Source organism: Tumebacillus sp. BK434 (assembly GCF_004340785.1).
Lineage (GTDB): Bacteria > Bacillota > Bacilli > Tumebacillales > Tumebacillaceae > Tumebacillus_A.
Map to the genome: position 1 here is coordinate 230,612 of NZ_SLXS01000001.1, position 23,938 is coordinate 254,549.

At 62.9% G+C, this 23,938-nt stretch carries 12 protein-coding genes and 1 pseudogene; all 13 read left to right on the forward strand.

The genetic code is table 11. From position 1 onward, the window contains the following. The first annotated feature begins 81 nt into the window (after window positions 1-81). A complete protein-coding gene (locus EV586_RS01135) occupies window positions 82-2,463 on the forward strand; it encodes a DUF7408 domain-containing protein (protein ID WP_132943251.1) in 2,382 nt (793 codons plus the stop codon). Then, window positions 2,460-3,386: an ABC transporter ATP-binding protein gene (locus tag EV586_RS01140; protein WP_132943252.1), complete on the forward strand. Its 927-nt coding sequence runs from the start codon at window positions 2,460-2,462 to the stop codon at window positions 3,384-3,386. The genes EV586_RS01135 and EV586_RS01140 overlap by 4 nt, the downstream gene beginning before the upstream one ends. Further along, on the forward strand, window positions 3,383-4,276 hold the full coding sequence (locus EV586_RS01145) for an ABC transporter permease (protein WP_132943253.1): 894 nt from the start codon (window positions 3,383-3,385) through the stop codon (window positions 4,274-4,276). The genes EV586_RS01140 and EV586_RS01145 overlap by 4 nt, the downstream gene beginning before the upstream one ends. Then, on the forward strand, window positions 4,273-5,913 hold the full coding sequence (locus tag EV586_RS01150) for a hypothetical protein (RefSeq protein WP_132943254.1): 1,641 nt from the start codon (window positions 4,273-4,275) through the stop codon (window positions 5,911-5,913). Before EV586_RS01145 ends, EV586_RS01150 begins: the two co-directional genes overlap by 4 nt. 14 nt (window positions 5,914-5,927) lie before the next feature. After that, a complete protein-coding gene (locus tag EV586_RS01155; RefSeq protein ID WP_132943255.1) occupies window positions 5,928-6,902 on the forward strand; it encodes an AAA family ATPase in 975 nt (324 codons plus the stop codon). Then, window positions 6,899-7,777: a DUF58 domain-containing protein gene (locus EV586_RS01160; RefSeq protein WP_132943256.1), complete on the forward strand. Its 879-nt coding sequence runs from the start codon at window positions 6,899-6,901 to the stop codon at window positions 7,775-7,777. Before EV586_RS01155 ends, EV586_RS01160 begins: the two co-directional genes overlap by 4 nt. Then, entirely contained in the window at window positions 7,774-9,594 is a 1,821-nt protein-coding gene (locus EV586_RS01165) for a vWA domain-containing protein (RefSeq protein ID WP_132943257.1), read from the forward strand. Before EV586_RS01160 ends, EV586_RS01165 begins: the two co-directional genes overlap by 4 nt. Next, window positions 9,584-12,382, forward strand: coding sequence for a VWA domain-containing protein (locus EV586_RS01170; protein ID WP_132943258.1), 2,799 nt, complete (start codon window positions 9,584-9,586; stop codon window positions 12,380-12,382). The genes EV586_RS01165 and EV586_RS01170 overlap by 11 nt, the downstream gene beginning before the upstream one ends. A gap of 166 nt (window positions 12,383-12,548) precedes the next feature. Next, a pseudogene (locus EV586_RS21730) lies at window positions 12,549-15,980 on the forward strand (condensation domain-containing protein); the annotation flags it as partial. Then, window positions 15,963-17,906 (forward strand): non-ribosomal peptide synthetase, encoded by a 1,944-nt coding sequence (locus tag EV586_RS21735; protein ID WP_481937748.1) that lies wholly within the window; start codon window positions 15,963-15,965, stop codon window positions 17,904-17,906. The pseudogene EV586_RS21730 and the gene EV586_RS21735, both read left to right, overlap by 18 nt. Next, complete coding sequence (locus EV586_RS01180) at window positions 17,906-22,195, forward strand: type I polyketide synthase (RefSeq protein WP_132943260.1); 4,290 nt, start codon at window positions 17,906-17,908, stop codon at window positions 22,193-22,195. The genes EV586_RS21735 and EV586_RS01180 overlap by 1 nt, the downstream gene beginning before the upstream one ends. A 24-nt stretch (window positions 22,196-22,219) precedes the next feature. Further along, window positions 22,220-23,662 carry a condensation domain-containing protein gene (locus tag EV586_RS01185; RefSeq protein ID WP_132943261.1) on the forward strand — a complete coding sequence of 481 codons (1,443 nt, stop codon included), beginning with the start codon at window positions 22,220-22,222 and terminating at the stop codon, window positions 23,660-23,662. Window positions 23,663-23,694: 32 nt separating this feature from the next. Continuing rightward, window positions 23,695-23,832: a hypothetical protein gene (locus EV586_RS20885; protein ID WP_165898139.1), complete on the forward strand. Its 138-nt coding sequence runs from the start codon at window positions 23,695-23,697 to the stop codon at window positions 23,830-23,832. Window positions 23,833-23,938 lie beyond the last annotated feature (106 nt).

Sequence of the window (23,938 nt, forward strand, 5' to 3'; positions counted from 1 at the left end):
GGCATTTTTTGTTTGCCATTTGTCGAAAAGCGTGTTATGTTCGAAATAATTCAAAATCCTGTAAATTCGAGAGGTATCAGCATGGGAAAAAGGAAACGTACGTGGCGCTGGACAGCAACAGCGGTCACGGCGGTATGCCTGTTGACCGGCATTCCGGGTTCCGCAGCGGCGGATGATGACATCAATCTGACGGTAAGAGCGGGCTTTGACGGTTCGTATAAAGCCGGAACGTGGACCGTGATGCAAGTGACGCTTGAGAATAAAGGCCCGGATTTTCAAGGCGATGTGGAGATCGTGGAGAAAGCGTCGACCACGCAGCCGAACAGCGGGCATTATGGCACCTACCGCAAGCCGGTAGTGCTGCCGAAAGGGACAACCAAGCAGGTGCTGATCGAAGTGCCGGCCGGCTATCTGGAGCAGCCGCTCACCGTGCGGCTCGTCGATGCGGCGGGCAAGGTGGAGGCGAAGCACAGCCCTGGTATCACCTCGCCGATGGACAATCAGTTGCTGATCGGCGCGATCTCAGCCAAAGAGTCCGACTTGGCGTTTCTGACCAAGACGGCCGGCCCCGGCATTGGGGATCGGGTCCACGTGCGCGAACTGGATGGCACCAATCTGCCGGAGAAGGCCGATCTGCTGCGGTCGCTCGATGTGCTGGCGATCAACCATGCGCCACAGGAGAAGCTGACCCCGGAGCAGATCGCAGCGGTCAAAGCCTGGGTTGAAGGCGGCGGCAACCTGCTGCTCGCCGGCGGCGCACAGTATGCGGGCGGGGCCGGGCTGTTTGCCGACCTGTCGCCGGTGACGGCGGGGGGCACGGTCGAGGTCCGCGACCTGTCCGGATTGGAAAAGCTGGCCGGGCAGAAGCCGAACTTGAACCAATTGACGGTGACCGGCGCGACGCTGAAGCCCGGTGCGCAAGCTTTAGCCGAGGCGGGGGATCTGCCCCTGATCGCCTGGCAGCCGGTCGGCGCGGGCAAAGTTTTTTATGCCGGTTATGACCTCAGCGTGGAGCCGCTCGCGTCTTGGACGGGCAATGCGGAACTGTGGAAGCGGGTGCTTACCGAGCGGGCCACAGGAACGGTGCAAAAGGAGACGGTAAACCCGGGCTATCAGCTGACCAACCTGGCGCGCACGGCGGGGAGCTTTCCCAATCTCGTGCCGCCGATGCGGATACTGGCGCTGGCCTTTGGCGCGTATGTGCTGATCGCGGGACCTGGGCTGTACCTGTTCCTGCGCCGCAAGAACCGTGGCGAATGGGCGTGGGCGCTGATTCCCGCCACCTCGATCGTGTTCGCAGCCGGGATATTCGGCTTCGGCGCTTTGGAGCGCGGGTCTGGTCCGGTGACGCAGACGCTGGCCCATATTCAGCTGAAAAGCGCCGATGCCGCCGACGTGCAGGCGGCAGCAGCGTTTGTCATCCCCAGCGGCGGCAACTATTCGGTGGAGGCGAAGGCAGACGGGCGGATCGCGCCGCTCAACCCTAACTATTCCTACAATGAACAGGGGCTGCAGGCACAGGTGGTGCAAGAGGGCGCAAAACTGTCGGTCGTCTATGAAAGCGTCGAGTATTTCACCTCGCGCGAGGCGGATGTATCGGCAACGGTCAGCGGCTTAGGTCTGGTGACGGCCGATCTGACGCTGGATGATGCAGGCCGGATCAAAGGAACGCTGGTCAACGACTCCAAGCTCGACCTGGAGCGGCTGCACCTGATCGCCGGAGCTTCTTCATTTGAGGTCGGCGACCTGAAGGCGGGGGAAAGCAAGACGATCGATGCAACGTTCCACTATACGGCACCGTCGTCCAACATGGCGATGCATCAGACGCTGCGCGACAAACTGGTCGGCAGCTCCTACATGCAGTATGGCCCGGCCTTTGACATCGAAGAGGAGCGCAGACGGACGCTGGTCGACTTTGGCCTGCAGCCGTACAAGTTAGGGCAGGCGGATGTGGCGCTGATCGGCTTCAGCAAGAGCCCGCTCGATCTGTATACGATCGACGGAGCGGCGGTGCAGGCGGAGACGCGCTCGCTGGTCACGCAGGATCTGACGCTGAAGCACGGCACGGGTCTGGTCAAATGGCCGCTGGGGATGGTGCGGCCCAAGCTGATCAACGCGGAGGGAAATGTGAGCATCAACCAGATTGAACTGATCCTGCAAGGCGGCTCGATCGATCTGGAGTATGATCTGCAACTGGCGCCGGGCTTTGTGGCGGCGAAGGCGCAGATCGACCTCGACGAGTCGATGTATGCGTTGCTAAAGAAACGGTATTTCAACTGGAAGACCCAGCGGTGGGAGGACGTGAACGGCAAGCTGTTGACCGATCTGTCGGCGGCCGACCTGCAGAAGTACATGTCGCCGGATGGGATCATGCGGGTACAACTGCAAGGCGATTCGCAGCTGGCGAGCGGACCGTTCCTGCATTTCCCGAGCATGGGCGTGGAAGGGAAGGTGTCGCCATGATCCGCACGGTAGGTCTGACCAAGCGATATGGCAAGTACAAGGCGGTCGATGATCTCAACCTGCATATCGAGAAAGGCTCCTGTTTTGGTTTTGTCGGGCCGAACGGAGCGGGGAAATCGACGACGATGTCGGTGCTGGCAACCCTGCTGGAACCGACGTCCGGGCACGCCTATGTCGGCGGGTATGACGTGATCGAAGAGCCGTCGCAAGTGCGCCAGCTGATCGGTTATATGCCGGACTTCTTTGGGGTGTATGACAATTTGACGGCGGTGGAGTACCTGGAGTTTTACGCCGGGGCTTACAAGGTGCCGAAAGAGAACCGGATGGCGCTGATCGCCGACCTGCTGGAACTGGTCAACCTGTCGGGCAAAGCGGACGCGTTTGTCGACACGCTGTCCCGGGGGATGAAGCAGCGGCTGGGGCTGGCCCGCTGCCTGATTCATGACCCGCAGGTGCTGATCCTCGACGAGCCGGCCTCGGGCCTTGACCCGCGGGCGCGGATCGAGATGAAGGAGATCTTGAAAGAGCTGCGCAGCATGGGCAAGACGATCTTGATCTCTTCACATATCCTGCCGGAGCTGGCCGAGATGTGCGACACGATCGGCATCATCGAACAGGGCAAGCTGATCGCGATGGCGCCGGTCGACCAGATCGCCGCTCAGGTGGCGGGGCACCGCGTCTTGCGCGTGCGCCTGCTCGACCGGTTGGAAGAGGCGGCTCGGCTTCTGGAACAGTCGGAGCTGGTCACCCGGGCTGAGGTGGAAGATGGCGCGGTGCTCGTCACGTACACGGGCGATGATGCGGGGCAAGTGATCCTGCTCTCGGCGCTGGTGCAAAACGGACTGCCGGTGCTGTCGTTCAGCGAAGAGGCGGGGAATCTTGAAGAAGTGTTCCTGACGGTGACGAAAGGGGTGGGATCATGATCCAACGGCTGTTGTCGCTCGACTTTGTATCCAATCCGATCCTGCTGCGCGAGTTTCGCGCGCGGATGCGGACGCCGAAGACGGTGGTGCTGCTCGTGCTGTACTTGGCGGTGCTCGGCGCTCTGACGATGGCGTTTATCTTTGTCTCCGGATTTGGCAGCGGCAACGCGACCCGTCCGGGGGAGAACCGTTACATCTTGATGGCGGTGGCGGTGATTCAGCTCGTGCTGCTGGCGTTTATCGCGCCGGGGCTGACGGCCGGAGCGATCTCCGGGGAGCGGGAGCGGCAGACGCTGAACATTCTGCTGACGACGCACCTGTCGCCGTTTAAGATCCTGTTCTCCAAGCTGATCTCGTCGATGGCGTTCATCTGGCTGGTGTTGTTCTCGACCTTGCCTTTGTATGCGATCGTTCTGCTGCATGGCGGCGTGTCGCCGATCAAGCTGCTCTATATGTTCGGTTTCTATCTGGTCGTGATGGTGTCGTTTGGCGCGATCGGGCTGTTCTGCTCGACGTGGTTTAAACGGACCGGCGTGGCGGTGGTTGTGTCGTATCTGATCTCGCTGTTTTTGCTGGGTGGGACGGCGATTGCCGGCGAGATGATCAATGTGTTTATGTCGGCGCTGACAGGGAATTACGTGGCGCGCCCGAGCCTGGCGTACATCACGGCGCTGAATCCGGTGATGAACATCTGGCAGATTTTTGAGCCAAATTCGTACATGTTCACGATGGGCCAGAACAACAAGCTTTTTCTGCCCCCGTGGCTGTATTTTTCATCTGTCTATCTGATTGCCTCGGTCCTGCTGATGTGGCTGTCGGTGCGGTTGCTGACGCCGGTCAAGCGGCGGATGGGCGAGAAGATTCAAGCGAAGCAAGAGGCGGCCGAATGATTCCGCGCGAACTGATCACGGGATTGAACCCGGTGCGGCGGCGGTTGTGGATTCGGCAGTCGATCTATAAAACGGGATTTGGCGTACTCGGCGGTCTGGGGGCAGCATGTTTGCTGCTTCTGATCGCCCGTTTCGTTCCTATGCTCGGAAATGAGCTCTGGGCGGGCGGACTGGTGCTGTTCGGCGCATTGGCAGGTGCGGGGTGGAGTCTGTTCACGCCGCCGACCTATCAGCAGGCGGCGAAGGCGGTCGACCGCTACGGGCTGCAGGATCGGGTGAGCACGGCGCTTTCGTTTGCCGGGGACAGCTCCCTGATCGCCATGCTTCAACGGCAGGAAGCGGTCGAGAGGCTGTTGCAGCTGCGCGGGGAAGCGGCGCAGATCGTGAAGTATGAGCTGCCGAAGCAGGCGACCGGCCTTTTACTCGCGCTGGCGCTGCTGATGTCGGCGCTGACCGTGTGGGACAATCCGTTGAATCTGGTGGCGCAAGAGCGTCAGGCCGTCCAGAAGGAAGCGGAGAAGGCGGCGGAGCAAGCGAAAAAGGCGTTGGCGGAAGCGAAGCAACAGGCCGGGCTGAGCGAGAAAGACCAGGCGAAGCTGGATGCCGCGGAAGAGAAACTTTTGGAAGAGTTGAAAGAAGCGAAGACCCGGGAAGAGCTGGAGCGGGCGCTGGCGAAAGCGCAGTTGAAAGTGAAGTCGCTGGAAGACGAGTTGGCGCAGCGGGAGAAGGATCTCGCCAAAGCTGGAGCGAGCCTGTTGCAGTCGGAAGCGGCGAAGAAGCTGGGCGAAGCGCTGCAGAAAAAGGATTCGAAGGCGGTGCAGGAGGCTCTGGATGAGATGAAGGAGCAGTTGGCGTCGTTGTCGGAGGAGCAGCGCAAGCAATTGGCCGAAGCGCTGGCCAACGCTGGCGGGCAAGCGTTCAGTCAGGAGCTGCAGCAGGCGTTCCAAGCGGCCGCAAATGCACTGCAGCAGGGTAATCCGCAGCAGATGCAAAACATGCTCGGCTCGCTGGGCAACATGCTGAACGGCTCGACTGGGCAGCAGACCGCCGGGCTGCAGCAGCTCGGCACGGCCCTCGCCCAAGCGGGAGGCACACCAGGCGGCGTCTACGCAGATGCAGGCGGGAACAGTTCGCAGAGCGGAAACGGTTCGCAAAGCGGAAACGGTTCGCAGAGCGGAAACGGTTCGCAGAACGGGAACGGGAACGGGAACGGGAACGGGAACGGGAACGGGAACGGGAACGGGAACGGGAACGGGAACGGAAACGGAAACGGAAACGGAAACGGAAACGGAAACGGAAACGGAAACGGAAACGGAAACGGAAACGGCTCGGGCGGCACTGGAGCGGGCACCGGCGGTTCCGGCTGGGGCAACAGTGCAGGCGGACGTGAGACGATCATGGTGCCGGCCGGGGAATTTGGCGTTGGCGAACAGGGCAATGACGCAGGCGGCCCGCTCGGAAAGGGCTCCGGTGAGATGATCTCTGGCAGCGGCCAGGTGACGCCGGGCGTCGTGCGCCCGTATGAAGAGGTATACCGCGAATACGCGGACTACGCGCGGGAAAGCGTGGACCGCAGCTCCCTTCCTTTGAATGAACAGGAATTGGTGCGCGACTATTTTTCGGAGATCGCTCCGTAGGAGGTACTGGATAGATGCTGGAACAACTGCAAACGCAACGTGACCGCATGAACGAAGTGCGAGGCCAGATCGGCCGCCAGGTCATCGGGCAGGAAAGCGTGGTCGAACAGGTGCTGTACTGCATCCTCGCCGGCGGCCACGCCCTGCTCGAAGGGGTGCCGGGCCTCGGCAAAACTCTGCTCGTCCGCACCATGGCCGACGTGATGGAGATGCAATACTCGCGCATCCAGTTCACCCCGGATCTGATGCCCGCCGACATCGTCGGCACGGAGATCTTGCGCGAAGAGCCGGGCGTCGGGATGAAATTCGTCTTCCAGCATGGGCCGATCCACGGTAACCTCGTCCTCGCTGACGAGATCAACCGCGCGACGCCGAAGACGCAGTCCGCTCTGCTCGAAGCGATGCAGGAAGCGGCCGTCACCGTCGGCGGACAGACGCGCAAACTACCGAAGCCCTTTTTTGTCCTCGCCACGCAGAACCCGCTGGAGCTCGAAGGCACCTACCCGCTGCCGGAAGCGCAGCTCGACCGCTTCTTGCTGAAAATTCAAGTGCCGTTCCCGACGCGCGAGGAGCTGCAACAGATCGTGCAACTCACCACCGGCGCGGCGCAAGAGGCGCTGACTGCCGTTTTGACCGGCGATGACATCCTGCAACTGCAGGCGACAGTCAGGGAGATGCTGATCACGCCGGAGCTGGTCAACCAGGTCGTCGAGCTGATCTTCCGCTCCCAGCCCGACCAGGACGGCGCACCGGACGAAGTCCGCCGCTATGTCCGCTATGGAGCGGGCCCGCGTGCGGCGCAGGCGATCGTCAAAGTCGCCAAAGCGCGCGCTTTTTTGCAAGGCCGCCTGAACGTGTCGGCGGAAGACATCCGCGAAGTGGCCGTGCCCGCTTTGCGCCACCGCATCGGGATGAACTATGAAGCGGCAGCCGATCAGTACACGGTCGAGCAACTGATCGAACTGCTGCTCACGTGCGTGGGCTTATGAGCCATGGATGGTTGACGCCGGCGTTTCTCGCCCGCCTCGAGCGGCTGCGCTTGCAGGTGCGGGAGATGCCTAGCCACCGGGGCGGGGCGCGGCGTTCCAAGCAGCTCGGCTCTTCGGTCGAGTTTGCCGAATACAGGCCCTATCTGCCGGGCGACGACCTGCGCCATCTGGACTGGCGGGCATACGCGCGGCTTGGGAAACTGTTTCTGAAAACTTTTTTTGACGAGCGCGACGTGCTGCTCTATCTGATGGTCGACGCCTCCCGCTCGATGGACTACCACGGCAAGTTGCAGCAGGCGCAGCACCTCGCCGCCGCACTCGGTTATCTCGGCCTGGCCGAAGAAGACCGCGTCGAGGCGCTGATCTTCGCCGACCGCGTGCGCGACAAGCTGGAGCGGCTGATGAGCAAGCAGTCGGCACCGCGCCTGTTTGCGATGCTCCAACAGGCCAAGGCGCTAGGCGTTGGCACGGAAGGGTCACTGGACTGGCTGACCCGTGCCGGGATGCCGACCGAGCCCGGCGTGGTGGTGATCCTGTCCGACTTTCTGTTTGCTGACGGGTATGAAGAGGCGCTGAAACGCCTGCAGGCCGCCCGGCACCAAGTGGTGGCGGTACAGATCTTGTCCCGTGAAGAGCTCGACCCGGGCTTCGCAGGCGACCTGCACCTGATCGACAGCGAAAGCGACAAAGGGCTCGACGTCGCCTTGTCGCCGTATGTGATCGGTCAGTACCGGGAAGCGGTCGCCGCCTATACGTCAGGGCTGAGCGCGTTCTGCCGCCGCCGCGGCATGTATCACGTGCTGGTGCCGGCGGAGGAGAGCCTGGAAGAGGCGATGTTTGGCCGTCTGCTGCGAACGGGGGTGATCGGACGATGAGCTGGATGTCTCCCTGGATGCTGTCCTTTCTGGCGGCGCTGCCGGTCATCGCGATCCTCTATCTCCTGAAGCGGACGTATGAAAAAGTGACCGTGCCGAGCACGTTGCTCTGGGGACAGGTGCTCCGCGAGATGGAAGCGAACCGGCCGTGGCAAAAGCTGCGCCGCAATCTGCTCCTGCTCTTGCAACTGCTTCTCGCGCTGCTGCTGGCACTCGCGCTGGCCCGCCCTGCTCTGCACGGGGAAGGCCCGGTCGCTGAGCACACGATCATCGTGCTCGACCTCTCGCCGTCGATGGCGGCGGAAGGCGCGGACGGCACGCGGCTGGAAGCGGGCAAGAAAAAAGTGAAAGACCTCATCCAACAGCTCCATCCGCCCCAGCGCTTGACCTTGATCGCCATGGGGCAGGAACCTCGTGTGCTCGGCTCCGGCAGCGACTCGAACGAGCTGCTCAGCCGCCTCGACACGGCGGCACAGGAATACGGCAAGGCCGACTATGAAGGCGCGCTGTCCCTCGCTGCCGCCTTGTCGGTGCAGGAGCCGGAGAGCGACGTGCGGATCTACTCGGACGGCAACTGGGGCATCGACCCGGCCCTGCTGCCGAAATTTGGTCGCAAGCCGACGGTGGAAACGTCTGACGCCGCCGCCAACCTCGGGATTTACCACGCTGCAGGTCTCGTCAGCGGCACGGAAGGCCAACTGGTCGCGACGGTGAAAAACGACAGCGCCGCTGCGGTGACCGTCGAGGTGGAAGTGCTCGACAGCCAAGGCCGGGTGCTCGACGCCAAGCAGGTCGAGATCCCCGCGGAAGGACAAGCGCCGCTGACGTGGACGCGCCTGCCCGCCGAGACTTATTACGAAGTGCGGCTTCCAGGAGCGGACGGGCTGGAAGCGGACAATCGTGTCACCGTCCTGCCGCAGGTGAGCACGACGAAAAAAGTCTGGCTCAGCACAGCGGGCAACGTCTTTCTGGAAAAAGCGCTCGGCATCGGCGGCAACACCACCGTCGAGCGTGGCGCCGACCCGGACACGCCGCCGCAAGACGCCGACTTGTACGTCTATGACGGCGTCTTGCCCAAAGCATGGCCAAGCGGCGCTGTCCTGCTGATCAACCCGCCGCAGGGGGAAGGCATCTTCAAGACGGGCGGCCTGCTCGAACCGGGCAAGCTGCAAGCCGTCCGAGCTGACTCGCCGCTCCTGCAGCATATCGAACTGGAAAAAGTTCATCTGAAAGCGGTGCGCCAGCTGGACGCGCCAGCCTGGCTGCAGCCGGTCGCCAAAAGCGGCGATGCGCCGCTGCTGCTGGCCGGTGCCGGCGAAGGACGGCGCGTCGCCGTGCTGGCGTTCGACCTGCACCAGTCCGACCTGCCGCTGTTGCCTTCGTTCCCGATTCTGATCAAGCAGATCAAAGCATACCTTGCGCCTGCCTCCGGGACGGCGATCGGCCAAGTGACGGCCGGTGAGCGCGTCGCGCTGCTGCCGCCCGTCCGCGAACAGGGCTGGACGGTCACCGCTCCGGGCGGCGAGCGGACGGCGGTCACCAGCGAGATGATCGAGCTCGGATTCCGGCCCGCAGAGCCCGGCCTCTACCGCTTCCAAGGCAAGACGGAACACGAGGTCAAACTGCTGGCCGTCACCATGCCGGAAACGGAGTCGAAGCTGGACGCGGCCAAAACGGCACTGCCGACCGACACCCGCGAGGAGCAGGGGGCAAAGCGGCAGGCGGAGAGCGGGCAGTTTGAGATCTGGCGCTATCTGGCGCTGATCGCTCTGCTCGTGCTGTTTGTGGAATGGGGGGTGTATAAGCGTGGGATTTGATCTGATGCACCCATGGTGGCTGCTGTTGCTGCTCCCTGCCGCCTATGCGATGGTCTGGTGGTACCGCGGCGAGCGCCGCTTGCTCGGCACGCGCAAAAAGGCGGTCGCCGTGCTGCGCTCCCTGATGTTCCTGCTGCTGATCTTCGCAGTCGCCGGGCTCACCTTGCAGGCGCCGGTCGACAAGCAGGAAGTGGTGTTTGTCGTCGACGAGTCGAAAAGCATTTTCTCACAGAAGCAGGCGGTCGCGTTCGTGCAGGAAGCGATCCGCGTGAAACGGCCGGACGACACCTTCGCCATCCTCGGCACCGGTGAGCGCCCGGCGGTGGAGTATCCGCTCAGCGTGGAAGCGCCCGGCGCGCTGGAGCTCGGCGGCGTGCTGAACAAGAACTTTACCGACCTCGCCGCCGGCCTGCGCCTCGCCCAAGGACTGATCGATACCGGCTACCAGCCGCGCGTCGTCCTGCTCTCCGACGGGGAGCAAAATCTCGGCGATGCGGTGCGCGAAGCAGGATACCTGAAAGAGCGTGGCATCCAAGTCGATGTTTCCTACCTGAAGCGTGAAGTCGGCGCCGAGGTATTGGTCAAAAACGCCTCGGTGCCGGCCACGCTCTATCAAGGGGAGAATTTCACCTTGACCGCCGTCGTGGAAAGCACGGTGGCGACGCAAGCAACGCTGCAAGTGTTTGAAGACAACCGGCCGATCGCCAAAAGCGAACTGCAGGTGCAAAAAGGGGAAAGCCGTCTGTCGATCCCCTTGCAGGCGACCGACTCCGGTTTTCACCGCTACCGGGTGGAAGTGCTGCCGGCGCAGGACACGGAGCCGGTCAACAACACCTCGTACGCCTATGGCGATGTGCTCGGCAAATCGCCTGCACTGATCGTTGAGGGCAAGCCGGGCGACGCCAAGTGGCTGACCGAAGCGCTGCGCGCCGGGAAGTTCCCCTACCGCTCGGTGACGGCCGCCACAATGCCGAAGACGGTGGAAGACCTGCGCCGCTATTCGGTGGTCGTCCTCGCCAACGTGTCGGGCGTCGAGATCCCGGAGAGCGTGCAACGGCAGATCGAAAGCGCCGTCCGCGATTTTGGCGTCGGCCTGATGATGACGGGCGGCGACGATTCCTTTGGCCTCGGCGGGTATTTTGACACGCCGGTCGAGAAAGCACTGCCCGTTTACATGGACCTGCGCAACCAGCAGGAGATCCCGTCGCTCGGCCTGATCCTCGTCATCGACCGCTCCGGCTCGATGGGCACCGAGAAGATGGAGCTGGCCAAAGAAGCGGCGCGCCGCTCGACCGGCATGCTGAAAGCGCAGGACACGCTCGGCGTGCTGGCGTTCGACACCACCAACTGGTGGGTCGTCGAGCCGACGAAGGTGACCGACCCGAAAGCGTTGCAGGACAAGATTTCGGGCATCGCCGCGAGCGGAGGCACGTCGATCTACCCGGCGGTGGAAGAGGCGTTTTACAAGCTGGAAAATCTGCAGACCAAACGCAAGCACATCATCCTGCTCACCGACGGTCAATCGCCTGAAGGGGACTATGACGGGCTGACAGCCCGGATGAAAGAAAAAGGCATCACCATGTCGACCGTCGCCGTCGGGCAGGATGCGGATACCGCACTGCTGGAGAGCTTGGCGGAAAAGGCCAAGGGCCGTTTTTACTCGGCGGTCGACTCGCAGAGCGTCCCGATGATCTTCTCCAAAGAGACGGCGCTGGCAGGGAAGACGTACATTGAAGACAATCCGTTCACGCCGGGCATCGGGGTCTCCAAAGAGCTGGCTCCGCTGTTTGCAAAAGGGCTTCCGCAGATCAATGCGCACATCGCCGTCACCGAAAAAGAGACGGCCGACGTGGTGCTCGCCAACCCGAAAGGCGAGCCGGTGCTGGCCCGCTGGCAATACGGGTTGGGCCGCGCGGCCGCCTGGACGTCTGATGCGAAAGGGGTCTGGTCGAACCAATGGGCAGCGTGGAGCGGATCGAGCGCTTTTTGGAACCAGCTGATGACCTGGCTGCTGCCGCAGTACCAGACCGATGCGTTCGACATGCGGGCGGGCATCACCGGCGGCAAAGGCGAACTGTCGATCCGCCTGCAGGAGCCGCTGGCCCAAGGCGCAGTGCTGAAGGCGCGAGTGGTCAGCGGGGATGCGGTGCAGGAAGAAGTGCCCCTGCTCTTGAAAGCGCCGGGCGAGTATGTTGGGCAATTTAATGCCGACCGCCCCGGCACGTACCTGATGTCGGTGGTGGAAGAGCAAAGTGGCAACGTGCTGAAAGCGGCATCCTCTGGCATCGCCGTCGCTTACTCACCGGAATACGACCTGCCGAAAAGCGGGCAGGAAACGCTCGCAGCCATCGCGCAGGCGGGCGGCGGAAGGGTGCTGAACGACCCGGCCGTTGTGTTCGCCGGCGACTTGCCGCCGAAGTGGTCGGCGCGAGACTTGTCCTACCTGCTCCTGCTGCTCGCCGCCTGCCTCTGGCCGCTCGATGTGGCCCTGCGCCGCGTCTCCATATCCACAGCGCGTCTTGCAGCGTGGCAGGCTGCAAGGCAAAAAGGGAAAGCGGAGCGCAACGAGCGCTCCCGGGAGCAGCAAAAGGCGCAGAGCACGTCGATGCAAGGCTTGAAGCGCAAGGCAGAAGGGGCGGCCGAGCGCCGCACCGGCGGTCTGGCACCGCCGCCTGTGACGACAAAGCAGCCGACAGCCGGTACGACAACGGCAACGCCCGCACCTCCTCCCAAACAGGAAGAATCCTCGACAGTATCCAAACTGCTGGACAAGAAACGAAAAAAATAGGTAGTGAAGTGCAAGGGGAGGCCAACGCCTCCTCTTTTTTGTGCCGATCTGTGTTTCTATAAAGGTTTTTAGTTCCCGGAGCAGTATTATTTAATATGTAGAATCACTCACAGATTGTAATCATGATGGACGGAGGCACGAGTGAATCATGGCGGACACGACAACGATGTTTCATACACTAACCGATCTGCTGCGCTGGAGGGCTGTCGAGCAGCCTGCGCAGCTGGCGTATACATTTTTGCTGGAAGATGGAGAGGAAGTCGCTTATACGTATCAGGACGTCGACCGCAAGGCGCGTGCGCTGGGCGCCGCGTTGCAGGGCATGGGGGCGGCGGGCGAGCGCGCGCTCTTGCTGTATCAGCCGGGGATGGACTATCTGGTCGCCTTCTTTGGCTGTTTGTACGCCGGGGTGCAGGCTGTACCGGCCTATCCGCCGCGTCAAAACGGCAATCTGGATCGCCTGCAGGCGGTGGTGACCGATGCGCAAGCCCGCTTCGCGCTCACGACATCGGGCATCCTGCCGGGCATCGCCAAGCGGTTTGCCGACACGCCGGGGCTGTCGCAGCTCAAGTGGGTGGAGACCGACACTTTGTCTGGCGATTTGGCGTCTAACTGGACAGAGCCGGTGATCGGCAAGGACTCCCTTGCCTTTTTGCAGTATACGTCCGGCTCGACGTCCGCTCCGAAAGGCGTCATGCTCAGCCACGGCAACCTGCTGCACAACCTGGCGCTGATCCATGAGCGGTTCGGCATCACCAACGAGACGGAAGGCGTGGTCTGGCTGCCTCCGTATCACGATATGGGCTTGATCGGCGGGATCTTGCAGCCGCTGTTCGGCGGCTACCACATGTCGCTGATGGCGCCCGTCTCGTTTATCACCAAGCCGTTGCGCTGGCTGGAAGCGATTTCGCGCAAAGGGGCGACGCTCGGCGGCGGGCCGAATTTTGCCTATGAGCTGTGCGTGCAGAAGATCACCCCAGAGCAGCGCGACGCGCTCGACCTCAGCAAGTGGGAGAACGCGTTTACAGGCGCGGAGCCGGTGCGGCATGAGACGCTGCAGAAGTTCGCGGAGTATTTCGCTCCGGCCGGCTTCCGGCGCGAGGCGTTTTATCCTTGCTACGGCTTGGCGGAAGGGACGCTGTTCGTCTCCGGCGGCGAGAAGCAGGAACTGCCGATCGTGCGCGATTTTGACGGCGAAGCGCTGGAGCAGAACAAGGTCGTTCCGCTGACCAAGGCGGACGACACGACGCGGACGCTGGTCAGCTCGGGGCGGATCGGTCTGTGCGGGCAGGACATCGCGATCGTGAACACCGTCACGCTGGAGCGGGCGGCGGCACATGAAGTCGGCGAGATCTGGGTGTCCGGCCCGAGTGTAGCGCAAGGGTATTGGAACCGTCCCGAGCAGACGGAAGAGACGTTTGGCGCCTGTCTCGGCGATGGCGCAGGGCCGTTTTTGCGCACGGGCGATCTGGGATTTGTGCAGGACGGCGAGCTGTATGTGACGGGCCGCTTGAAAGACCTGATCATCATCCGCGGTCGCAACCACTATCCGCAGGACATCGAGTTTACGGTCGGTGAGTGTCATCCGGCCGTCGCGGCGGGCGTCGGCGCAGCGGTGGCGGTGGAAATCGAAGGCGAAGAGCGGCTGGTCATCGTGCAGGAGATCGAGCGTGCACATCGAAAGTCGAATCTGGAAGAAGTGACCACGGCGATTCGCCAAGCGGTGGCGAAACATCACGAGTTGCAGGTGTATGCGGTCGTGCTGATCAAGCCGGCCAGCATCCCCAAGACCTCGTCGGGCAAGATCCAGCGCCATCTGTGCAAGGAGCGTTTTTTGCAGGGCGGGCTGGACGCACTGCTGCACAGCTCGCTGGACGGCACGGAGGCCGCGGCAGACAGCAACGGAAGTCAAGCGGCCGAAGAGCTGAACGGAGCACAGCTGTTGTCGCTCCCGGCGTCAGACCGCCGTGCGACGCTGGAAGCGTATCTGTTGGAAAAAGCGGCCGGGGTGCTGAAGATCGCAGCGAGACAACTCTCGAACGACCAGTCGTTAAATGCACTCGGTCTCGATTCGCTGATGGCCGTCGAGTTGAAAAACGAAGTAGAGGAAAGCTTCGGCGTCGCGTTGCCACTGGCGCGCCTGCTCGACGGACCGAGCGTTGCCGCGCTGGCGGAAGCGGTGTTGGATCAGATCGAGGGCGGGCAACTGGAACAGAATGCCCCCGCCGCCGACTCGCACGACTCGAATCAACTGTCCTACGGCCAGCGCGCCCTCTGGTTCATGCAACGCCTGGCGCCGGAGTCGTCCGCCTACAACGTCTCCCGCGCCGTGCGCTTGCCGGGCGAGCTCGATGTGGCGGCGCTGAAGCGCTCGTTTGAGCTCCTGCTGCGCCGCCATCCGCAGTTGCGGATGAACTTCGTCATGCAGGACGGGGAGCCGGTGCAGAAGGCGCAGGAGTACAACGTGGCGTATTTCGTGGTCGAAGACGCCCGCGCGCTGAGCGAAGCGGAACTGACGGCGCGCCTGGCTGCCTATGCGCACCGCCCGTTCGATCTGGAGCAGGATTCGCTGCTGCGCGTGTACTTGCTGCAGCGCTCGGAGCAGGAGCACATTCTGCTGCTCGTCATGCACCACATCATCGTCGACTTCTGGTCGCTGGCGGTGCTGGTCAAGGAGTTGCGCGAGCTGTACCCGCTCCTGAAGCGGGGCGAGATTGTCGCAGCCGACGCCGAACTTGCGCCTGACCACTACCGCGGCTATGCGGCTCGCCAAGCGGCGATGCTTGAAAGTGCAAAAGGCGACGCGCTGCTCAGCTACTGGAAACAGCAGCTCGGCGGCACGCTGCCCGTGCTGAATCTGCCGACCGATCGGCCGCGCCCGCCGGTGCAGACGTACCACGGCGCGGCGCACGGCTTCCGCATCGCAGCAGATGTGACGCAGAAGCTGAAAGAGCTCGCCCAAGCGAACGGGGCAACACTCTACATGGCCTTACTTGCAGCCTACCAGGTGCTGCTCCATCGCTATTCGGGACAGGACGACATCCTCGTCGGGTCGCCGACCGCCGGACGCTCCAGCGCGAAAGACGCGCAGACGGTCGGCTATTTCGTCAACCCGGTCGTGCTGCGCGGCGACCTGTCCGACCGGCCGTCCTTCGTTGCGTTCCTGCAGCAGATGCGGAGCACCGTGCTGGCGGCGCTGGATCATCAGGAGTATCCGCTGCCCCTGTTGGTGGAAAAATTGGCCCCCAAGCGCGACCTGAGCTATCCGCCGCTGTTCCAAGCGATGTTCGTTCTGCAAAAATCGCACCTCGAGAGCGACGGCCTGACCGCGCTGGCGGTGCAGGATGCAGGCGTGCGCCTGGACGGAGGGCTGGCGATGGAAGGCTATGCCCTGCCGCAGCAGATGGCACAGTTCGATCTGACCTTGACGATGACCGAGCATGACGGCGAACTGCTCGCTTCGTTCGAGTACAACACCGACCTGTTCGACACGGGCACGATCGAGCGCATGTCCGGTCACTTGGCCCGCCTGCTCGGCGGGCTGGCCGATGCCCCGGAGCAAAGCATCTCCGAACTGCCGATGCTGACACCTGCTGAACGTGAGCAAGTGCTGTACGGCTGGAACGATTTCCACGCCGACTTCAGCTCGGCATGGACCGTGCATCAACGCTTCGAACAGCAAGCGGAGCGGACCCCGCACGCCGTGGCGGTGACGTTTGAAGGCCGGTCGATGACCTACGCCGAGCTCAACGTGCGCGCCAATCAGTTGGCGCACCGTCTGGGCGCATACGGCGTCGGGCCGGAAGTGATGGTCGGGCTGTGCGTTGAGCGGTCGCTGGAAACGGTCGTCGGCGTGCTCGGCATCTTGAAGGCGGGCGGGGCCTACGTGCCGCTCGACCCGACCTATCCGCAGGAGCGCATCGCCTTTGTGCTGGCCGACGCCAAAGTGCCCGTCCTGCTCACCCAGCAAAAATACCTTTCGAGTTTGTCTGAGCAGACGGTGCCGGTGATTGCGCTTGACAGCGAGTGGGAGACGATCGCGGCGGAGAGCACCGCTAATCCCGACAGCGGCGCGGCGGCCGACAGCCTCGCGTACGTGATCTACACCTCCGGCTCGACCGGGCTCCCGAAAGGCGTCCTGATCGAACATCGCAACGTGGTGCGCCTGTTGGACGCGACGGAGCACTGGTTCCATTTTGATGAAAGAGATGTCTGGACGCTGTTCCACTCCTACGCGTTCGACTTCTCAGTCTGGGAGCTTTGGGGCGCTTTGCTCTACGGCGGCAAACTGGTCGTCGTGCCGTATGGAGTCAGCCGCGACCCGCAGGCGTTCTATGAACTGCTCGTGCAGGAGCGGGTCACAGTATTGAACCAAACGCCGTCCGCGTTCCGGCAACTGCTGGCGGCGGAAGAAGCGAGGGGGGCTTCGGCCGATCTGACGCTGCGCTATGTGATCTTCGGCGGGGAGGCGCTCGATCTGCCCAGCTTGAAACCGTGGTACCAGCGCCATGGTGAGCAGACGGTGCTGGTCAACATGTACGGCATCACCGAGACGACCGTCCATGTCACGTACCGCGCTTTGACACAGCAAGACGTGGAGACGGCGAGCGGCAGCGTGATCGGCGGGCCGATCCCCGACCTGCAAGTCTACCTGCTCGACGGGCAAGGACAGCCGGTCCCGGTCGGCGTGCCGGGCGAGATGTATGTCGGCGGGGCCGGGCTCGCCCGCGGCTATCTGAACCGCGATGAGCTGACGGCGGAGCGCTTTCTGCCCAACCCGTTTGGGCCGGGGCGCCTCTATAAGTCGGGCGACTTGGCGCGCTTCCAGCCGGACGGGCAGCTGCAATACCTCGGCCGCATCGACCATCAGGTGAAAGTGCGCGGCTTCCGCATCGAGCTTGGCGAGATCGAAGCGGCGCTGGAACAGCATCCGGTGATCCGGGAAGCGCTGGTGCTGGCGCGAGAGGACGAGCCGGGCGAGAAGCGCCTCGTCGCGTACTTCACAGCGCGCGAGACGTTGACCGGCGGTGATCTGCGGGCGCATCTGAAAGACCGTCTGCCCGAGTACATGGTGCCGTCCGCCTTCCTGCAGCTGGACGCGTTTCCGCTGACCGGCAACGGCAAGATCGACCGCCGCGCCCTGCCTGCGCCGGAGACGGGCCGCCGCGATGTCAGCACTCAGTACGCCGCGCCGAAAAATGAACTGCAGCGGCAATTGGCTGAAGTCTGGCAGGAGGCGCTCGGGATGGAGCAGGTCGGCATTTACGACAACTTCTTTGACCTCGGCGGCCACTCCCTGTCGCTGGCGAAGGCACATCATCTGATTCAGGAAAAGCTCCTGCGCAAGTTCTCGATCGTGGAGATGTTCAAGCATCCGACGATCGAAGCGCTGGCCGGTTTCTTGCACGGCGAAGCGGACGAAGCGGAGCCGCAGCAGAAGGTCGAGCAGCTGCGCGACAAGGCGAACCGCAAGAAGGAGGCGCTGAACAGACAGAAACAGTTCCGAAAAGACAGGAGGAAGTAATGTTGACAACAAGAGCGTCTTTGCATGGAATTGCGATCATCGGAATGGCCGGAAAGTTTCCGGGTGCTGCGAACGTGGAGGAGTATTGGAACAACTTGTGTGCGGGAACGGAATCGATCCGTTCCCTTTCCGAAGAGGAGCTCAAAGCGGCGGGGACGGACCCGGCGCTTTTGAGCGATCCTTACTTTGTGAAACGAGGAGCGGTGCTGGACGGGGCCGATCAGTTTGATGCGGCGTTTTTTGAGATGGTCGCCAAGGAAGCGGAAGTGACCGACCCGCAGCAGCGCATCTTTCTCGAATGCGCGCACGAAGCGCTGGAGGACGCCGGGTACGACCCGCAGCAGTTCGCCGGGCAGGTCGGCGTGTTTGGCGGCGCGGGGCGCAACACGTATGTCAATCATCTTTACAAGCAACCCGAGCTGGTGCAGGCGGTGGGCAGCTACGGGGCATTGATCGGCAACGACGCCGATTTTCTGGCCACGCGGGCAGCCTACAAGCTGAACCTGCGCGGACCGGCGCTTACCGTGCAGACGGCGTGCTCGACCTCTCTGGTCGCCGTGCATCTGGCATGCCAGAGTCTGTTGACTTACGAGTGTGACATGGCGCTTGCCGGGGGAGTGGCGATCAAAGATCCGCAGACGGAAGGGTACTTGTACCAGGACGGCGGCATCTTGTCGCCGGACGGGCATTGCCGCGCGTTAGACGCCAAAGCGCAAGGCACGGTGGTCGGCAACGGGGCGGGGGTCGTGCTGTTGAAGCGGCTGGATGAGGCACTGGCCGACGGCGACCACATCTATGCGGTGATTCGCGGGTCGGCGGTGAACAATGACGGCTCGCAAAAAGTCGGCTTTACCGCGCCCAGCGTCAACCGGCAGGCGGCGGTGATCGCGGAGGCGCTGGCGCTGGCCGAAGCGGAGCCGGAGACGATCACCTATGTCGAAGCGCACGGCACAGGAACGGCGCTCGGCGACCCGATCGAAGTCGCGGCGCTGACTCAGGCCTTTCGGGAGTCGGGAGCGGAGGGCACCGGCTATTGCGCGCTCGGCACGGTGAAACCGAACATCGGGCACCTCGACGCGGCGGCCGGGGTGGCCGGGCTGATCAAAGCGGTCTTGTCGCTCCAGCGCGGGCAGATACCGCCGACCCTGCATGTTCAAGAGCCGAATCTGCAGATCGACTGGGCGGGCTCGCCGTTCTATGTCAACAGGGAGCTGCAAGAATGGAAGCCGGATGGAGTGCGCCGTGCAGGGGTGAGTTCGTTTGGCATCGGCGGGACGAACGCGCATGTGATCCTGGAAGAAGCGCCCGCTGTGGAAAAAGGGAATGGGGCAAAGGAGCATCAGCTGCTGGTGGTCTCCGCCAAGACGGAGACCGCATTGAAAAGGGCTGCAGCCCGGCTGGCCGACCATCTGGAACGCCGTCCGGCAGCAGAGCTTGCCGACGTGGCATTTACGCTGCAGGCGGGGCGCACGCTGCATCCGCACCGGTTGGCGCTGGTCTGTCGTGACGTGCCGGAAGCGGTGCGGTTGCTGCGCGAGCCGGACTGGGGCGGGCAGGCGCGGGTGGTCAGCGCAAGTGCGGAGCCTTTTGTCGTGTTCCTTTTCTCCGGGCAAGGGTCGCAGTTTGTGAACATGGGGCAGGAACTGTACGAGCAGATTCCGGCGTTTCGCGAGGAGATCGACCGGCTGGCCGTGCTGGCCGAGCCGTATGTTGGCTGTGATCTGCGCGCGATGCTGGCACGGGACGAGCTGCATCAGACGCAATATGCGCAGCCCGCGCTGTTCGTGACCGGGTATGCGCTGACCACGCTGTTGCAGGCGTGGGGCGTGGAACCGCAGGCGATGATCGGGCACAGCATCGGCGAGTATGTCGCGGCGGCCCGAGCCGGGGTGCTGTCGCTGGAGGCTGCTCTTGAGATCGTCGCGGCGCGCGGCCGCCTGATGCAGGAGATGCCGCGCGGGGCGATGACCGCCGTGACGCTCGGCGAGCAGGAGGTCATATCGCTGCTTGTAGCCGAGCAAGCACACTTGTCGGTCGCAGCTGTCAACGGAACGCGCTCAACCGTTGTGTCGGGCAGCTTTGAAGCGGTGGAGAGGCTGGAATCGAGTCTGGCAGCGCTGGACATTGCCTACCGTCGATTGGACACCTCCCATGCGTTTCATTCTAATATGATGGAGCCGATGCTGGAGCGGTTCGCCGAAGTGGTGGCAGGGGTGGAGCTCCGGGCGCCGCAGCAGCCGTATCTGTCCAATCTCACCGGGACGTGGATCACGGCGGAGCAGGCGACCGATCCGGCCTACTATGTGCGCCATCTGCGCGAGACGGTGCGCTTTGCCGACAATCTGGCAGTCGTCAAGCAAGAGCCGAACGCCGCAATCGTGGAAGTCGGCCCGAAACAGACCGCGCTGGCGGCGCTGCTGGAAACGGTCGGCCAGCTGGTGCTGCACGGCGTGAAGGTCGATTGGCAGGCGATGCATGCCGGCGAGCGCCGCCTGCGCCTGTCCTTGCCGACCTATCCGTTTGAGCGCCAGCGCTATTACGTCCCGACCGGCGCGGCCAAACCGTTTTCGCAGGCGGGCAAACTCGCCGAACTGTCCGACTGGTTCTATCTCCCGTCCTGGAAGCGTTCCGCTCCGATCTTGGAGACCGAGAACGGGCACAGGTGGCTGATCTTCCTCGACGCGCACGGACTGGGCGAAAAGCTGGTGCGGCGCCTCCGGGACAGCGGGGAAGACGTGCAGACCCTCGCGCCGGGCGAAGCGTTTGCCGATTCGCTGATGAACTGGCGTCCGACGCGAATCGTCTTTTTGCGAAGCTTGACGGAAGAAAAGCAGAACGAGAGCTTTTTTACCTTGCTGTCGATCGCGCAAGTGTTCGGCGAGCATATGGCTGAGCATCGCTGTCAAATTATCGCTGTCACCGACCAGTTGCAGGATGTGACAGACGATGAAGTGCTGCATCCGGAGCGCGCCACGCTGTTCGGCGCGGTCAAAGTGATCCCGCAAGAGTATTCGCAGCTCAGATGCCGCACCGTCGATGTCGCGCTCGGAGCGAACGAAGACCGGCTGGCCGGCCAACTGTGCGCCGAATTCGCCGCTGCCGGCGCGGAAGAGACGTTTGTCGCCTACCGCGGCAAACACCGCTATGTGCAGACGTTCGAAAAAGTGTGCTTGAAAAACAGCCTGCCCCTGCGCAAGAACGGAGTCTACCTGCTCACCGGCGCCGGCCACGAAGTCGGGAAAAAGTTCGCCGAGCGTCTTTCCGCAGCTGTGCAGGCCCGGCTTGTCCTCATCGCCGAACCGGGCACGCCCCGTCCGCACCTTGGCTCAGAGCACCTGTTCTTTCACGCCGATGTCGCCGACCCGGCGGTGATGAACAGCATCGTTGCAGCCGCCCAAGCCCGCTTTGGCCACCTGCACGGGGTGATTCATGCGGAAGAGGTGATCGGCTCCGGCCTGATCCAGCTCAAAACGCGGGAGGCGGCGGAGCGCGTGCTGCGTCCCAAAGTGCAGGGCACCTTGGCGCTCCATGAAGCGCTGCAAGGAACGCAGCTCGACTTTTTCGCACTCTTCTCGCGGACGATTTCCTTTACGGGAGGGTTCGGCCAAGTGGACAACGCGGCGGCCAGTTCATTTCTGGACGCGTTTGCGCGCAGCAGGCCGGGCACGGTGGCCGTCAACTGGAGCGGCTGGCAGTTCGATGCGTGGCAGAGTGCGCAGACAATGATTTTGCCGGAGCTGCAGCAGCATCTGCAAGACTTGCAGCAGCGGTTTGGACTCTCGGCGGACGAAGGCTGGGAGGCGTTGCTGCGGGCGCTCGGCAGCGGGCAGCCGCAGGTGGTCGTCTCGACGCAGGACTTCCAGACGGCACTGGAGGAGCTGGCGTTTTTCCATACGTCCGCCTATCTCTCCTCCTTGCAAAAAGGGGCCACTGCTGCCGCCCGCAGCGAAGGGCGCACGCATATCGCGCCGCGCAATGAAGTGGAAGCGGCGGTGGCTGCGCTGTGGCAGGAGCTGTTCCAAGTCGAGCAGATCTCCGTGTGCGACAATTTCTTCGATCTTGGAGGCAACTCGCTGCTTGGGGTGCAGCTCGTGATGCGCCTGCGCAACGCGTTTGGCCTGGACGTGCCGATGAGCCTGCTGTACGAATCGCCCACGGTGGAAGGGCTCGCGCAGAGCATCGTGTTGCAGCAGATCGAGCAGACGGAACTGGAAGAGTTGGAAGCGCTGCTCGAGGAGATCGAGACGCTGTCGGCCGAAGAAGCACGGGCGATCTTGACAAGCAAGTGACCGGGAGATGGGGGAACAGGAAAGATGAAGAGTTTGCAAGAGCGGCTGGCCGCACTATCGCCGGAGCAGCGCGCTCTGTTTGAGCAGCAAGTGATGCGCAAGACGCTGTCGGTCAGAAGCGAGCGGACGGCGCAGCAGATCCCGCGCCGCGGGCACAACCGGCCAAGCCCGCTGTCGTTCGATCAGGAGCGGCTGTGGCGGTTGCATCAGAAGGCGCCCGATTTGCCGACGTACAATGTCTACGGCGCGATCCGGCTTTCCGGCACGCTCCACGCCGGGGCGATGGAGCGTGCGGTCAACGAGATCATTCGCCGCCACGAAGCATGGCGGACAGTGTTTCGCACGGTGGACGGCGAGGTCAGGCAAATCGTGCAGCAGCACTTGCAGCTGCAAATGGCAGAAGTGGATCTGACACACCTGCCGCTTGGGGAGCAGGAAGCGGCCGTGCAGCAGGTGATCGGGGAGGAAGTCACACGCCCGTTCGATCTGGAGACCGGGCCGCTCCTGCGGGTGAAGCTGGTGCGGCTTGCGGAGGGGGAAAGCTGTCTGGTGCTGACGGTGCACCATCTGGTGACCGACCGGGTGTCGTTTTCGATCGTATTTGAGGAGCTGACGGCGCACTACCGGGCGTTTTTGCAAGGCGCAGCGCCGACGCTCCCGGAGCCGGCGATTCAATATGCGGATTACGCAGAATGGCAGCACGGGTACTTGACGGGGGAGGTGCGCGAGAAACTGCTGGGCTATTGGAAACACAAATTGGCCGGCAGCGCGTTCGTGCTGCAGCTCCCGGCCGATTTCCCGAGGCCCGACGTGCAGTCGCATCGCGGGGCGCGCGTGTTTTTCACGATCCAAAAGGCGCTGGCCGCCCGGCTGAAAGCGCTCGGACAGCGCGAAGGGGCGACCGGGTTCATGGTGCTGCTGGCAGCCTTTCAGGTGCTCCTGCACAAGCTGAGCGGACAGGAAGACATCCTCGTCGGCACGCCGGTCGCCAATCGCGGGCGGAAAGAGACGGCAAGGGTGATCGGGTATTTTTTGACCAGCTCCGTGCTGCGGACCGAGCTGAACGGGCAGCTGAGCTTTTGGGACGTGCTCAGACGTGTGCGCGAGACGGCGCTGGAAGCGTTTGCTCATCAGGAGCTGCCGTTTCGCCTGCTGCACGAAGCGTTGGAGCTGCCCGAGGATACGAGCCGCAACCCTGTTTTTCAAGCGATGTTCGTCTACGTCGATGTCGACGACCATCCTTTGCAGTTGCCGGGCCTGTCGATCCGCTACGACCTGCTCGATGCCGGAACGGCCAAATATGACCTCACCGTCGGGCTCGTCGAGCGCGAAGGCGGACTGGAATGCTTTTTGGAGTACAGCCCCGACCTGTTCCTCGCCGAGACGGTGGAGGAGTTCGCCGCGAGCTGGCTCCTGATGCTGCAAAACATCATCGAGAATCCTGCAGGCAGAATTTGCACATTCTAAGCGTGACACCATGATGCAGGGAGCGATCGTTGATGGAAGAGAACAAACAGCAGCATCAGCCGGCCGATGACACGCTCAAGCAGCGTGCGGAAGGCGAATACACGCTGGAGGAGTTGGACCGCCGCATCCCGTCTCGTCCACCTGAGAAAAGCGACGGCGCGCGGGCATGAGAAAAGCACCCTGATCGGGTGCTTTTTCTATTTGGCGAGCGAGATGTTGCGCCAAGTGATGAAGACCCCGTCCGGGAATGCGGGAAACGCGGAAAGTTCAGTAACA

Coding starts and splice junctions, on each gene's coding strand:
- EV586_RS01135 (WP_132943251.1), top strand. CDS start 82: ATGGGAAAAAGGAAACGTACGTGGCGCTGGACAGCAACAGCGGTCACG.
- EV586_RS01140 (WP_132943252.1), top strand. CDS start 2,460: ATGATCCGCACGGTAGGTCTGACCAAGCGATATGGCAAGTACAAGGCG.
- EV586_RS01145 (WP_132943253.1), top strand. CDS start 3,383: ATGATCCAACGGCTGTTGTCGCTCGACTTTGTATCCAATCCGATCCTG.
- EV586_RS01150 (WP_132943254.1), top strand. CDS start 4,273: ATGATTCCGCGCGAACTGATCACGGGATTGAACCCGGTGCGGCGGCGG.
- EV586_RS01155 (WP_132943255.1), top strand. CDS start 5,928: ATGCTGGAACAACTGCAAACGCAACGTGACCGCATGAACGAAGTGCGA.
- EV586_RS01160 (WP_132943256.1), top strand. CDS start 6,899: ATGAGCCATGGATGGTTGACGCCGGCGTTTCTCGCCCGCCTCGAGCGG.
- EV586_RS01165 (WP_132943257.1), top strand. CDS start 7,774: ATGAGCTGGATGTCTCCCTGGATGCTGTCCTTTCTGGCGGCGCTGCCG.
- EV586_RS21735 (WP_481937748.1), top strand. CDS start 15,963: ATGCTGACACCTGCTGAACGTGAGCAAGTGCTGTACGGCTGGAACGAT.
- EV586_RS01180 (WP_132943260.1), top strand. CDS start 17,906: ATGTTGACAACAAGAGCGTCTTTGCATGGAATTGCGATCATCGGAATG.
- EV586_RS01185 (WP_132943261.1), top strand. CDS start 22,220: ATGAAGAGTTTGCAAGAGCGGCTGGCCGCACTATCGCCGGAGCAGCGC.
- EV586_RS20885 (WP_165898139.1), top strand. CDS start 23,695: ATGGAAGAGAACAAACAGCAGCATCAGCCGGCCGATGACACGCTCAAG.